The sequence below is a fragment of the Algoriphagus aquimarinus genome, assembly GCF_007997215.1.
Classification (GTDB): Bacteria; Bacteroidota; Bacteroidia; order Cytophagales; family Cyclobacteriaceae; genus Algoriphagus; species Algoriphagus aquimarinus_A.
Genome location: NZ_VORW01000001.1, coordinates 528,529 through 543,200 on the forward strand (window position 1 = coordinate 528,529; position 14,672 = coordinate 543,200).

Consider the following 14,672-nt stretch of genomic DNA (forward strand, 5'->3'; position numbering starts at 1 on the left):
TTATAGTTAGTGGAGGTATTCAGCCTCCGGATAAATTTACCTACTTTTGCGCAGCGAATAAAAAACTATGCTAGACAAGTTACAATCAATCAAAGAACGTTTTGAAGAAGTAGGTCAACTGATCATTATGCCGGAATCTATGGCAGATATGAGCAAATATGCCAAGCTGAACAAGGAATACAAAGACTTAGAAAAAATTGTAAATGTCTATGACGAGTATAGTTTAGTATTGCAAAACATTAAAAGTTCTAAGGAGATCCTTGACAAAGAAAAAGATCCTGATTTCAGAGAAATGGCCAAAGCTGAACTGGACGAGCTCAGACCAAGGAAAGAGGAACTTGAGAATGAATTGAAGCAGCTACTGATCCCTAAGGATCCAAATGATGCCAAAGACTGTATTCTGGAAATCAGAGGTGGAGCTGGTGGTGATGAAGCCTCCATTTTTGCTGGAGACCTATTCCGCATGTACCAACGCTTCTGCGAAATGCAGAATTTGAAGCTTACCGTTTTGGATCTAACCTTTGGCTCTGCTGGAGGATATAAAGAAATCATTGCCACTATTTCAGGCGGAGATGACGTGTATGGCCGAATGAAATACGAGTCCGGTGTGCACCGTGTACAAAGAGTACCTGCTACAGAATCTCAAGGAAGAGTTCATACTTCTGCAGCGTCTGTGGCTATATTGCCAGAGATGGACGAAGTGGAAGTGAACATCGACATGAATGATGTACGAAAAGACACCTATTGTTCCTCAGGACCTGGTGGACAATCAGTGAATACTACTTATTCCGCAGTGCGTTTGACTCACGAGCCATCTGGATTGATAGTAACTTGTCAGGATGAAAAGTCACAAATCAAGAACTTTGAGAAAGCGCTCAAAGTATTGAGATCTCGACTTTACGAAATAGAGCTTGCAAAGCATAACGATGCTGTAGGAGCACAACGTAGGTTAATGGTTGGGTCTGGAGATAGATCGGACAAGATTCGTACGTACAACTACCCACAATCCAGAGTTACTGATCATAGAATCAATAAAACTGTGTACAATCTACCCGAGGTAATGGATGGGCATATTGAGGATTTTATATCCGCTTTGCGATTTGCCGAAAACCTTGACACAATGAATAACAGCGGATTAGAAGAATAGGCTGGGCATTTGCATAAAATCCACTAGAATTTTATTGATTCTGCGATTAGCCTATTATCTTGAAGAATTAACCATCAGACTTTTATGATTATTACCGGAGAAAGAGAAATAAGATTAGTGACCTGGAATGAGGCTCATTTTCATCAACTCTATCCGTTGGCCAATAATCCCAAGATTGCCATGAATCTAAAGGATAGTTATCCTCAGCCTTATACAATTCATGATGCTAGATTTTGGATAGAACATAACCAGAAGTTTAGCCCTCCTCAAAATTTTGCTGTAGAGTTTGAGGGAAGACTGGCAGGTTCTGTTGGTTCTGAGAGAGGAAAAGATGAGCTCCGTACCAATATGGAATTGGGATTTTGGGTAGGTGAGCCATTTTGGGGTAAGGGAATCGCTACTGAAGCAGTGAAACTTTACACCAAGTATATTTTTGAGAAATTTGATGTTGAGCGAATTTTTGCCCAAGTCTATGATTTCAATGGTCAATCGATGAATGTGCTCGAAAAAGCAGGGTATTTTCCTGAAGCTATTTTGAAAAAAGCATTTGTTAAAAACAGCACGGTAGGAGATATTTTCCAATATGTAAATATCCGGGGCGAGCAATAGTTCCTAAATTACTTCGAATTATTATGAAAAAAAGCCGTCCAAATTAGACGGCTTTCAAGTTTAGATACTTTGAAATTTACTTCAATTTCTTCATCACATTCAACGCGTTCATTTTGATCTCATCATTATGAAATGTCTTGGAGATTTTATCGATTTTCGTTTTGAAAATATTTTCCATTTTCATCGCAGAGGCTGATCTCAATGCAAATTTTACCACCGAAGGATCACTATCATCCAATGACTTATTAAGAATAGCTTCAGCAGCTTTTGCACTTCTTTTTTGTGCACTAAAAGCCGCAGCAATTCTTACTGGAGCACTGCCTTTTTCAGCAGCCATTTCCAGAATATCATTTCCTGCTTCATCATCAATATATCCTACTAGATATGCAGCTTTAATGGATAAATTCTCATCAGCTCCTTGTACTAGTTCAGCGAGAAAAGGAAGTGCTGTTTTTCCAAATTTCTTTGCCCCAGCGGGATAATCCAACTCATCTTGTCTGAGAAAAGCAAGGAGTTCTTGCGCATCAAAATCCTGCACGGCTGTATTACTGTTTGACTTTGCCATAATTTTTTCAGTTTATAGTGGAGTAGTTAGACTAGAATTGCGCATTGTAGAGGATTCGCCAGATGTGAGATCAGGTGGCGGGTTTGTAATATTAAAAGTACCGTTGCCAGTCATCAGACGATTGTTGTCATTTACGTGATGGATGCCTAATACGTGTCCAAATTCATGTCCCAAAGTCCATCTACTTGCAGAACGAACGACCACACAGCCAGGCCTGCCTGAAGGGTGAGCCGCACATCCGTTATAGCCAGGAACTGTACTTCTTACAAAGTAAACCACTACGTCATTTGTACCAACAAAATTTCTGTTCCCAAAAAGAATTATCTGCTCTGAAGAAACTGAGCCCATGGTGCACCCACCCACATCCACATCTTTGAGTGTCGGCAGATTTAGATTTTCAGTAGAGGCACAATCTACTCTCACTCCAGCAACTGCATACACCTCTTGCATGGCTGCAAATTGCTCATTAATTGTAAATGAAACCGGAGTTTCCAGTATTTTCACATGTACTCGTACACGCTCTTTCAACACCCTCACTCCTGCAGTCGGAGACCAGTAGATACTTCCTCGCTGAAAATGAGAAATACGAGCTGCACCACCAAAAACTACTAATTCATCTGATGTAGGGTAACCTAACGCACTTCTTTCCCAGCCTAATGAAGCCCAGTGAGATCGAATAGCTCCGTGAACCTCATGTGCGCCTGTACTTGGTGACCAATAAATGCTTCCGCCTTGAAAATGATTGAAGCGACCAACTCCGTCTGGGCAGGTACTTTCATTTGTAAGAGGATACCGGAGAAAGCTTCTTTCCCACCCGAGACTAGAATACTTCGCTCGGATCGCTCCATGCACTTCCCAAGCACCTGAAGATGGACTCCAGTAAATGCTACCTCCCTGAAAATGGTTGAATCTCCCAATACCATCGGGACATGCTGATTCGTCTGTAAGGGGATAGCCCAGCAAGCTTCTCTCCCAGCCCATGGATTGCCATCTTGCGCGAATAAGCCCATGAACTTCATGCGCACCGATCGATGGATGATAGTAGATAGAACCATTTACAAAATGCTGATACTGCCCAACACCATCAGGACAAGTTCTGATCGTAGTTGTATTAGTGCCGAGCCAACCACTAGCCCCTCCCAAAGCCCAATACTTTTGGGTAATGGGATGAGCCTGAAAAACCTGTAGCTGTTTAAGCAACTCCACGTTTAGTTCCTTTGCCTGAACTAATTTTGGATCAATTGTTAGTTTTGCCATAGAATTAAAAGTTTATTGTGAGTATAAAAGTAAGAGGCAAATTTACTTTCAAGTAACTGAAAACAAGAGGATTACACCTCATGTTTTTTGCAAAAAATCTTAATTGAAAAAATAAGTTTAGTATAGATTATTGACAACCTAGCCCCACGATACTTTCAGAATCAATCTGTTACTAGTCTATCCTAAAGATATAAACCCCCAATTCTTTACTAGGTTGATTATTAGTGTTTGAATTACGCAGGACGTAAGTATAAAACCAACATACTTATGCCACTTTGGCAGCTGGAGCTTCTGGAATAAAAATTGATAAATCACTGTAAATCAATTCCCATGAAGCAACTATCCATATTTCTGAGACCTTTACGACGAATTATGTGGGCACTGATTGTGGCGTTTATGGTAGGAGTACACAATTTCTATAAACAAGAAATGGATTCTGCTGATACTATTGTCTCATCCATACAGATGGACGACGAGGAGGATGATTCCGCTCCAAAAGATTAAAAACCTGAGCTAAAAAATAAGAGCCAAGATTTTAAGTTCTTGGCTCTTTGTATAATTCCTATTTTTTCCCTTCGATAATCTTAGTCACCACTTCAGGATCAAGCAACGTACTCGTATCACCCATATTATCAACTGATCCTTCAGCTATCTTTCGAAGAATTCTACGCATGATTTTACCTGATCTTGTTTTCGGCAATCCAGGTACGATTTGGATTTTATCTGGTTTGGCAATTGGGCCAATGATTTTAGAAACCATCTCCTTAATCTCATTGATCAGGTTTTCTTCCGTTCTATTAGTCAGATCACAAATCACATAGGCATATATCCCTTGCCCTTTGATCTCGTGAGGATATCCAACTACTGCTGACTCAATAACTTTCGGGTGCTCATTGATCGCATTTTCCACTTCGGCTGTACCCATTCTATGTCCGGAGACATTGATTACATCATCCACTCTACCGAGGATTCTATAGTAGCCATCGTGATCACGCTTAACTCCATCTCCTGTAAAATACATCCCTTTATAGGTTGAGAAGTAGGTTTGCTTACAACGCTCATGATCTCCGTATGTAGTACGGATCATGGAAGGCCAAGGGAATTTGATGCAGAGATTTCCTTCCACAGAGTTTCCTGTCAATTCATTTCCCTCAGGATCTACTATACAAAGCTGTACACCTGGAAGGGGCAAAGTTGCAAATGCTGGCTTAGTTGGGGTGATGCCAGCAATAGGAGAAACCATGATTCCCCCCGTTTCCGTCTGCCACCAGGTATCCACTATTGGGCATTTATTTTTACCAATGTGCGTATGGTACCAATGCCAGGCTTCCTCGTTGATAGGCTCGCCTACTGAACCCAAAACTTTCAAAGAGCTTAGGTCATATTTTTCTATTTCTGCAGTTCCATAGGCTTGTAAAGCCCTAATAGCTGTAGGAGCAGTATAAAATATATTTACTTTATGTTTTTCTATTACAGCCCAGAATCTGCCTGCATCCGGGAATGTCGGCACCCCTTCAAACATCAGCGTGGTCGCTCCTGCCAACAACGGACCGTAAACGATATACGAATGCCCTGTAATCCAGCCGACGTCTGCAGTACACCAATAAACATCACCTTGGGAGTATTGGAATACGTTATCAAAGGAGTATTGAGAATAAACCATGTATCCACCTGTGGTGTGAACCACTCCTTTTGGCTTGCCTGTAGATCCTGAAGTGTAAAGAATAAATAGCATGTCTTCACTATCCATTTCCTCAGCTTCACATTGCTCAGATTCCGCTTCAATAACATCATGCCACCAGAAGTCGCGTCCATCTTTCATGGTCACTTCCTGTTTGGTGCGCTCGTAAACTATTACTGTTTCAACTGAGCTTTTCTCTAGTGCCTCATCTACTACTGACTTCACTCCAATTTTCTTGCTTCCACGGAAATTGCCATCAGAGGTCAAGATTGCTTTTGCTTCACAATCAATCACTCTATCTGCTAATGCAGAGCTAGAGAAACCTGCAAAAACAACTGAGTGAATCGCACCGATTCTAGCACAAGCAAGCATTGCAATAGCCGATTCCGGCACCATTGGCATGTAGATGATTACTTTATCACCCTTACCAATGCCTTTACTTTTTAGCGCATTTGCGAAGCGATTCACTTCGTGAAAAAGCTCACGATACGTAAGTGTTCTTCCAGCTTCATTGGGATCATTTGCTTCCCATATAATCGCAGGGCGGTCACCAATAGTATACAGGTGACGTTCAAAAATATTTTCAGTGATGTTGAGTTTTCCATCTACAAACCATTGTACATCCGGTTCATCGAAGTTCCATTTCAATACCTTAGACCAGCGCTTTCTCCAGTGAAATGAATCCGCAATTCTAGCCCAAAACTCTTCTGGCTGGGTTACGCTTTTTTGGTATTCGTAGAGGTACCCGCTTAGGGTATGTATTCGGTCACTCATGGTAATCTTGGTTTATTGTTTTCAATTCTAGGTAAAATACGCTCTAATTTAATGATCCTGTGCCTTACCAGCACCACGTGGAATCCTAATTTCCTCCACCATGTCCTGTACTTCTTGAGGCGGTGCTGGTGTAAGGTGGGATACAATCCCACATACAAGAAAATTAAGAATCATCCCAATCGATCCTATGCCTTCAGGTGAGACCCCAAACCACCAGTACTCAGCACTATTAGTTTCTGGACTGATAAATTTGAAAAAAACGATGTATCCTATAGTGAATACCAAGCCCGTAATCATGCCTGATATAGCTCCTTCCCTGTTAATTCTCGTTGAGAAAATACCCATGATAATTACAGGGAAAAAAGATGCGGCAGCCAAACCAAAGGCAAAGGCTACAACCTGAGCGACAAAACCTGGAGGATGGATTCCGAAATATCCCGCAAGAAGCACGGCACCTGCAGCTGCAATTCTAGCTATTCTCAGCTCCTTTTTATCCGAAATATCCGGTCTGAAAGTCTTGAACAAATCTCTTGAAACCGAAGTAGAAATCACCAAAAGCAAACCCGCAGCAGTAGAAAGTGCCGCAGCCATCGCTCCAGCAGCGACTAAGCCAACCACCCAGTTTGGAAGATTGGCTATCTCTGGACTAGCCAAAACCATGATGTCTCGATCTATGGTCAATTCATTGATAGCTGGATCAGCGACGTACTGAACTTTGCCATCGCCATTTTTATCATCCACACTTATTAGGTCGGTCTTTTGCCAAGTACTTATCCATTCAGGAAGCTCTGAAATGTTTTTCTCAGAAGTAGTTTCAATGGCGTTATAAATTCCAAAAGCTGCAATTGCAGGAGCTGTGGTATAGAGAATCGCGATAAAAACCAACGCATATCCAGCCGAAAGCCTTGCATCTTTTACCCTCGGAACGGTGAAAAAGCGAACAATCACATGTGGTAATCCCGCAGTTCCTACCATCAAAGCCAGCGTGATCATAAACATATCCGTGATGCTTTTTCTCCCAGAAGTATATGCAGCAAAACCAAGCTCAGTCATTACACCATCCAGCTTATCTAGCAGTGGCGTTCCATCTGCCACTGTACCTCCAAGCCCAAGCTGCGGAATTGGATTACCGGTCAACTGCATGGAAATGAAAATAGCAGGTACCATGTATGCGAAGATCAAGACGCAATACTGAGCGACTTGTGTATAAGTGATGCCTTTCATTCCTCCGAGTACTGCATAGAAGAAAACAATGCACATCCCGATAACTACTCCCCACTCGATTGGCACTTCTAGATACCTGGAGAAGACTATTCCTACACCACGCATCTGCCCAGCGACATAAGTAAAGGAGATAAATAAGGCACAGATTACAGCTACTACTTTCGCAGTGTTCGAGTAATAACGGTCTCCTACAAAGTCAGGAACAGTGAATTTACCGAATTTCCTTAGGTAAGGAGCGAGCAAGAGTGCGAGTAAAACATAACCGCCCGTCCAGCCCATGAGATAGACTGATCCATCATATCCGGCAAAAGAGATGATGCCAGCCATTGAGATAAAGGAGGCAGCAGACATCCAATCAGCGGCAGTTGCCATACCATTGGCCAGCGGTGAAACTCCTCCTCCGGCGATATAAAATTCTTGAGTAGATCCTGCACGAGTCCAGATAGCTATTCCTATATAAAGTGCGAATGAAAGGCCCACAAGAAGGTAGGTCCAGGTTAAAATTTCCATAGTTTTTTAGCTCAAAAAGTTATTCTTCGTCCACATCAAATTCCCTATCTAGGCGATTCATTCTCACCACATAGACAAAAATCAAAATCACAAAAACAAATATCGATCCTTGCTGAGCAAACCAGAAACCTAGTTTATATCCACCGAGCCTAATTTCATTAAGCTCGTTTACAAAAAGAATTCCACAGCCGAAAGAGACAACAAACCAGACTATCAGCAGCACAAAAAGTGTTTGTAGATTTTTACGCCAATAGGCTTTCATTTTTTCATTTTGGGCAGGCATAGGTTGGAGTTTAAGCTGATAAAATAAAACTTTCTTGAAGCTAGCGAATGCATCCATAGGAATGCAAGCTGTTTTCCACGAAATACTTGAAATTTTATCGCAAAGCCATAATAGAACATGAGATTCTTTGGATAAGAATCACAATTGCATAAAAAAAATCTGTATTGCTTAGGATACTTTTCGGCTATTTCAGGAAAAATTCTGAGAGAATTGCTAAACCTGCTGCAAAGAAGCTAACCAACAATTTATTCAACTGAAACTTGTGATGAGGGCTACTTTCAAAGAAAATAGTTGTAGAAATATGCAGAAAGCCTCCGGCAACTAAGCCATATAAAATCCCGATTCCCTGTTTTTCTAAAATGCCACTTTCAAATAAAAATGAACTTGACATCATACCGAGTGGCGATGCCAATGCAAAAAGTGTCAATAATATAAGTGTGGTTTTTTTACTTAAAGTACTTGATAATACGGCAGCCAGGGCAAAAGCCGCTGGACCTTTGTGAAGGACAATTCCCATCAAAATGGTTTTGCTATTATGCACATGCCCAAGAACTTCCTCGCCTTGGTCCATCAGCTCTCCGTGGGAAAGCAGAGTACCTTCGAGGAACGCATGAATAAAAAGGCCTAACATGACAGTGGTCATGGCTTTGCTTCCCTGATGTTCGTGGGTATGAATGTGGCCATGCTCGATCCCACTAGACCAAAATTCCAGCAATTGCTGTAAAAGGAACCCAATCAGAATATATAATCCCATTCGTTTGCTGTCGAATCCGCTGTCAAACAGCTCGGGTAAAATATGGAGAATGGTAATTGAAAACAGATAGGATCCAGCAAACACCAATACCAACCTAAAGTATTTCTCTCTAAAATTAGGAGCGAAAAAGACCAATGATCCTGCGATCATGGCGGTTAGAAATAGAAGTAAAAATTTGAATTCCATTGGCCTGAGTTACTTTCATTCTTCTGAAGAAAAGGAGAAACCTATAACTCAGGTAAAGGTAAGAAAATTCAATAATGTTGCATTTAAAATTAATTTTCCTGTGGAAAAGATAAGAATGGCTTCAGACTTTCACTGGCAAACGTCTTATATCCGCCATTTCCGTCATCGTAGATCAAAAAGACTTCAATTTCGCTAAGTGCTGAATCCAAGGCGATTGCTTTATCTTTTCCCATCACCATCATTGCAGTGGCATAAGCATCTGCGGTCATACAGTTATCGGCAACAACAGTAGCACTGAGCAACGTATGACTGACAGGATATCCTGTGGCTGGATTGATCGTATGTGATATTTTCACCGAATCGCGCACATAGAAATTTCGGTAGTTGCCTGAAGTAGCCATTCCTCGATCTTGCAAAGCAATGATGCTAATCAAGTCAGAGGCATTTGCAGATTCCTCCGGACGATTCACACCGACTTTCCAAAGTTCGCCCTTCTCATTCACCCCATTCGCTACCAGTTCTCCTCCTATTTCAACTAGGTAATTTGATATTGCTTTCTTTTTCAGAAAATCTGCCACCACATCAGAGCCATAGCCTTTTGCGATTGCTGAAAAATCAAGATAGATACCTGCTACTTTTTTACGAAGCTGCTTCTGATCAAACTCAATTTTGGCAAAACCCACTAAAGTCAAAAGACTCTTAATATCCACACTGTCCTTTAGTTCAGGGCCAGTTGGGCCAAATCCCCAAATATTTACCAATGGACCTACAGTAGGATCGAAAGCACCATTAGTGTTTTCATAGACCTTTTTGGAAGCCTCAAGAACTGGTAATAAATAGGGCAATTTGAAATCCAATGTATCTCCTTGATTGAATTGGCTTAGTTCGGAATCAGGGATATAAGTAGATAGGCTTTGATTGAAAACGACTAGCAAGGAATCAATCGAAGATTGCAAATCACGGCTTTTATCATCCAGATAAGTGATGTTATACGTCGTCCCCATCGTTTTACCCGAAAGGGTCATTTTCCCAGCTACCACTTCGACTTCTGCCTGAGTTACCTCAGTTTGATCACGATTCCTCCACAAATAAACCAACATGATGGAAGTGAGTAGGACAATTGAATAAATGATATTTTTCCGGGCGTTCGGGCGCATAATCGAATGAATTTGAATGCGAATTTAAGGCTTATTTTTCAGTTTCGATGGAAGCTGAAGGATTCAAAAATGCGATAGAAGGCATTCGTATTTTTCTATATTTGTGAGCGTACGGATAAACTATGAGAGAAGATTATTTAAGTGGTGATGATGAAAGTCTAAGCCCAAAGGACAAGGATTTCGAAAAAGCTTTAAGGCCCTTAAGCTTCGAGGATTTTACGGGGCAGTTCAAAATCGTAGAGAATTTACGGGTGTTTGTGCTAGCTGCCAAGCGCAGAAATGAGCCTTTGGATCACGTACTTCTGCATGGCCCTCCAGGCTTGGGGAAAACTACATTGAGCTACATTATTGCCAATGAACTACAGGCAGGAATCAAAATCACTTCTGGCCCAGTGCTCGATAAACCTTCAGATTTAGCAGGTTTACTGACCAATTTGGATGAAGGGGATGTGCTTTTTATAGATGAGATACACAGGCTAAATCCTATTGTAGAGGAATACTTGTATTCTGCGATGGAGGATTTCCGCATTGATATCATGCTGGATTCTGGCCCAAATGCTCGTTCCGTTCAGATTTCTCTGAGTCCATTTACACTGATAGGAGCGACCACACGATCTGGCTTATTGACCTCTCCGCTACGCGCGAGATTCGGTATCAATTCCAGGTTAGAATATTACGATGCTAAATTATTAACGGACATCGTCACACGATCCGCTAGCATTTTGCAAACACCAATTGATGAAGTCGCAGCCTATGAAATTGCAAGAAGAAGCCGGGGAACGCCAAGAATTGCGAACATGCTACTTCGTAGAACGCGTGACTTCGCTGAGGTGAAAGGTGATGGAAAGATTACGCTGGAAATCTCCAAAATAGCTTTAGATGCATTGGATGTGGACGTAAATGGTTTAGATGAAATGGATAATCGAATTTTGCTGACCATTATCGAAAAATTCAATGGAGGCCCTGTCGGTTTGAGCACCATCGCTACAGCTTGCAGTGAAGAGGCGGAGACTATCGAGGAAGTTTACGAACCATTTTTAATCCAAGAAGGCTATTTGAAAAGAACCGCTCGTGGCCGAATGGCTACGGAATTGGCGTATAAGCATTTGAAAATAAAACCAAATCTTGGAATGGGTGGATTGTTTGAGGGAATTTAATTTTCAAATTAAAGCAATGGAAACTAAAAGCTGGAAGGATATCAAAAATGACGTTTACGGTCTCAAAGGAACTGAGAGACGTGATCAGTTGGATAGAGATTTTGAAAGTTTTCAGATTGGTATATTACTAAGAAAAGCCCGTGAAGAACGGAAATTGACTCAATCTGAACTGGCAGAACTCGTGGATAGAAAGCGTGAGTACATTTCCAGAATTGAAAATAATGGAAGCAATTTGACACTGAAAACCCTGTTTGATATTGTTGAAAAAGGTCTTGGCGGCAAAGTCAAAATATCTATTGAATTATAACACACACAATATCAAGGCAAAAAAATAGCATCGAGTTAAATCCCGATGCTATTTTTTTTGTCTTATAAACCCTACGGTTTATTGAATTCTAGTCCACTATTAGAAAGAAAATGATACTCTAAAGTTAACTTTTGTACCCGGAGAAAGGCTGCTGAAGATTTGATTTTCAGCTTCGTATGATTTGTATACATACTCTTTCTTTGAATTCAGAATGTTATCCACACCAACACCTGCCTGAAGACGCTCATCAGCTCCGAAAGTTTTGTTGATATTCAAGTTCAAGCTATTGAATGGCACAGAATACGTATCCGTTCTGTTACCGAAGCCTACATATTGTAAAGAAGAACCTTGCACATTGTAGAAGACACCAGCTTCCCAGCCAGTTTGGTATGAGTTAAAGCTCAATCCCGTATTGATCAAGTATGGAGCCTGACCAGCCATATCACGAGTATCTTTGATCTCCTGACCTTCTCGAGCAGTCAATGATCTGGATCTAAACTCAGATTCAGACATTTTGATCTGAGATTTAGTGATCGTCACGTTCGTGTTCCAAGAGAAATTCTCGAAGCTAGGAGCTATGAATTTCAAAGATTTTCTGAACTCAAACTCCAAACCTGCAACAGTACCGTTACCAACGTTTCTTGGCTGGAAAGTTCCTGGATCCGCAAGGAATTGAACCATTTCGATAGGCTTCTCAAAAGTCTTGTAGAATGCACTTACAGATAGCATTTGTCCTCTATCCTGGAAAGCTTCCCATCTCAAGTCAAAGTTATTCACGTGAGTGGAAACCAAATTGCCATCCCAAAGAACTTCAGTTCCACCATTGGTAGTTTCTGGATAAAGACCACCGATGAACGTTCTACCCGTGATTGGATCCAAAATCTCTGCATAAGAAAGCTCCTTGAAAGAAGGTCTCGCAATAGTTCTAGAGGCAGATGCACGAAGGTTTTGATTCTCTTTCAGGTTGAAAATCAAGTTGACAGTAGGGAAGAAATCCATGTCATTCAACACTTCTACCAAATCATAATTGATTGTTCCTGTCTGGTTAGTTCCAGTATAATACTGATTGAATTTCTCAACTCTCAATCCAACGATTGCTTTCAAATTTTCCGCAGGATTAGCTTCCAAGGATGCATAACCTGCCATGTTTGTTGCGATAGAATTATAAGCGTTTGCATTGATAGGAATGAAATCCGCATTATACCTTACACCATTTCTATTATCCGCTCCGAAAAGATTGTCAGCAAGTAATATCTCATTCGGATCACCCGAGAACTCTGTGCTACCTGTAGCAAACTGGAAGCTTTGGATATTGAAATCACGTTGTTTGTAGACATAATTTCCACCAAACTTCACTTTTCCTTCTCTAGAGAAAAGAGAGACTTTCTTGGCGATATCGCCTTTACCTACCACACTGTATTCCTCCAGATTTCTCCAGATTCTAGCAGGAAGTCCTACCTCTGTAGAGATTGTATTGGTAGGCTCTCTGAATCTTGTAAATCTAATGTCTGGATCAGCAATGGTAGATCTAGTTGGAGCAAGTTTCCAGTTGATCTCCCAATCGTTTCCATTGATGTAATGCGTACCACCAAGCAAAACACTAGTCAAAGCTCTCTGGCTGTACTCCAAGTTGTACTGCTTAGCTTCGAAGTTGGCGCCTAGATTGGTATTGATAAAATTAAATTCACCAGCTTTTGATTCACCGTTTTGAAGGTGCATCAAGTTCAATTTGAATTTGGAATGATCCGTTTTCAAAGCGATTCCTGCAAGTCCTCCAAGTAATACATTGTTTACACCGAAGTCACCACGCTGTCTTTCCAAAGCCTCTAATTCCGTCTGGTCGGCTTCTCTAGGCTTAGCATATAAGTTGTATTGTGCATCCTGATAGAACTCAGTCTCATTCTTATAGGTCAAAGCGAAGTTATAACCCCAAGTTGCTTTTGGTCTGGCAAACTGATTTCCCAAGGAAAAGCTAATTCCCATATCCATTAGGCTATTGGTTCTGTATCCACCTAGCGTTTTATTGAAATTACCAAGAATCGATTGGTACTGCATTCCTTTAGTTCCATTTGGATTACCAACTGCATCACCATACTGAGGAATATCAGTTCTTCCATCTGTAGGAATAGCTCTAGTTCCATTGTCGAAACCTAAAAAGTCTGTATTACTACCGTCATACTTTAGGTAGTTAGAGTTGAAGTGCATCGATGGGTTGATGCCACCACTCAAGCTCAATTTCATTGTTTTTTCTTCAGGAAAATCTTTTGTTTCTATATCTACCACACCTCCCGTGAAATCAGCAGGAAGGTCAGCAGTGAAAGATTTAGAAACGATAATGTTGTCAATCACATTGGTAGGAAATATATCCATCTGGATTGTATTTCTATCTGGATCAAGACCTGGAATATCCACGCCGTTCAAAACAGTTTTGGTGTATCTGTCACCTAGTCCTCTTACATAAATATATTTTCCGCCTTCGATGGAAACACCAGTCACACGCTTAACAGCAGATGCTGCATCTCCATCACCTATCTGGCGGAAAGTACTAGCAGAGATTCCATCAATAAGGTTGGCAGCATTTCTTTTTACTGAAAGTAAAGCTGACTCAGTGGTTCTAATAGCCGAAGCAGAGACAGTCACTGTCTCAAGGTCGGAAGCTTCCTCAGCCATCAATAGATCGCTGATTACGTTCACTTCTCCTGCTTTCACTACTACCTCAGTAAGGTTAATAGAAGAGTAAGAAATGTAAGAAATCTGAAGTGTATAGCTTCCTGGAGCAACTTGGATTTCGAATTTACCATCGAAGTCAGTAACTGCACCAGTAGATGTTTCTTTCACTAAGACAGAAACACCATATAAAGGCTCACCTGTACCTTCTTCGAAAATTGTACCACGAATGGTACCGTTTTGGGCAAACGCGAAACCTGCAAATACTTGAGAAAGTATCAGCAGAACTAAAACCAGGAATCCCTTCATAAGTGGATTGGTAGATTGATTTTTCATACAGCAATTAATTTGAATACTTCAAAAGAAGGAAGAAAGTAACCTTGCAAGTCCTTCC

General features: G+C 41.1%; 13 protein-coding genes. 5 read left to right on the forward strand and 8 right to left on the reverse strand.

Translation table 11 applies throughout. The annotated features are described in order from the left end of the window. Positions 1-67: 67 nt before the first annotated feature. Together prfA and ESV85_RS02450 are read left to right on the forward strand one after the other, a co-directional pair. The gene (gene prfA / locus ESV85_RS02445; RefSeq protein ID WP_146914646.1) at positions 68-1,147 is read left to right on the forward strand and encodes a peptide chain release factor 1; all 1,080 of its coding nucleotides are present in this window, start codon (positions 68-70) and stop codon (positions 1,145-1,147) included. Between the two features lie 84 nt (positions 1,148-1,231). After that, complete coding sequence (locus ESV85_RS02450) at positions 1,232-1,756, forward strand: GNAT family N-acetyltransferase (RefSeq protein ID WP_146914647.1); 525 nt, start codon at positions 1,232-1,234, stop codon at positions 1,754-1,756. 76 nt (positions 1,757-1,832) lie between these two features. On the opposite strand, the gene ESV85_RS02455 is transcribed toward ESV85_RS02450, so the two are convergent. Together ESV85_RS02455 and ESV85_RS02460 are read right to left on the reverse strand one after the other, a co-directional pair. Beyond that, a complete protein-coding gene (locus ESV85_RS02455; RefSeq protein WP_146914648.1) occupies positions 1,833-2,321 on the reverse strand; it encodes a HEAT repeat domain-containing protein in 489 nt (162 codons plus the stop codon). A 12-nt stretch (positions 2,322-2,333) separates the two neighbouring features. Continuing rightward, the gene (locus ESV85_RS02460; protein WP_146914649.1) at positions 2,334-3,578 is read right to left on the reverse strand and encodes an LGFP repeat-containing protein; all 1,245 of its coding nucleotides are present in this window, start codon (positions 3,576-3,578) and stop codon (positions 2,334-2,336) included. A 330-nt stretch (positions 3,579-3,908) separates the two neighbouring features. Here ESV85_RS02460 and ESV85_RS22170 point away from each other — a divergent pair, with 330 nt between their 5' ends. Next, a complete protein-coding gene (locus ESV85_RS22170; protein ID WP_191321883.1) occupies positions 3,909-4,082 on the forward strand; it encodes a hypothetical protein in 174 nt (57 codons plus the stop codon). A gap of 58 nt (positions 4,083-4,140) precedes the next feature. Here the strand turns inward: ESV85_RS22170 and acs are convergent, their stop codons facing one another. The 5 genes from acs to ESV85_RS02485 form a co-directional block, all read right to left on the reverse strand. Beyond that, a complete protein-coding gene (gene acs, locus ESV85_RS02465) occupies positions 4,141-6,033 on the reverse strand; it encodes an acetate--CoA ligase (protein WP_146914650.1) in 1,893 nt (630 codons plus the stop codon). Between the two features lie 48 nt (positions 6,034-6,081). Continuing rightward, positions 6,082-7,767 (reverse strand): sodium:solute symporter family protein, encoded by a 1,686-nt coding sequence (locus ESV85_RS02470; protein ID WP_146914651.1) that lies wholly within the window; start codon positions 7,765-7,767, stop codon positions 6,082-6,084. A 19-nt stretch (positions 7,768-7,786) separates the two neighbouring features. Beyond that, on the reverse strand, positions 7,787-8,050 hold the full coding sequence (locus ESV85_RS02475; protein WP_092894561.1) for a DUF4212 domain-containing protein: 264 nt from the start codon (positions 8,048-8,050) through the stop codon (positions 7,787-7,789). A gap of 184 nt (positions 8,051-8,234) precedes the next feature. Further along, the gene (locus tag ESV85_RS02480; protein ID WP_146914652.1) at positions 8,235-8,990 is read right to left on the reverse strand and encodes a ZIP family metal transporter; all 756 of its coding nucleotides are present in this window, start codon (positions 8,988-8,990) and stop codon (positions 8,235-8,237) included. Positions 8,991-9,079: 89 nt separating this feature from the next. Continuing rightward, positions 9,080-10,147, reverse strand: coding sequence for an FAD:protein FMN transferase (locus ESV85_RS02485; protein ID WP_146914653.1), 1,068 nt, complete (start codon positions 10,145-10,147; stop codon positions 9,080-9,082). 122 nt (positions 10,148-10,269) lie between these two features. On the opposite strand from ESV85_RS02485, the gene ruvB reads away from it, so the two are divergent. Then, positions 10,270-11,304 (forward strand): Holliday junction branch migration DNA helicase RuvB, encoded by a 1,035-nt coding sequence (gene ruvB / locus ESV85_RS02490; protein ID WP_146914654.1) that lies wholly within the window; start codon positions 10,270-10,272, stop codon positions 11,302-11,304. A gap of 16 nt (positions 11,305-11,320) precedes the next feature. Next, on the forward strand, positions 11,321-11,611 hold the full coding sequence (locus ESV85_RS02495; RefSeq protein ID WP_146914655.1) for a helix-turn-helix domain-containing protein: 291 nt from the start codon (positions 11,321-11,323) through the stop codon (positions 11,609-11,611). Positions 11,612-11,710: 99 nt separating this feature from the next. Here ESV85_RS02495 and ESV85_RS02500 read toward each other — a convergent pair whose 3' ends face one another. Continuing rightward, complete coding sequence (locus ESV85_RS02500; protein WP_146914656.1) at positions 11,711-14,614, reverse strand: TonB-dependent receptor; 2,904 nt, start codon at positions 14,612-14,614, stop codon at positions 11,711-11,713. Between the last annotated feature and the right edge of the window lie 58 nt (positions 14,615-14,672).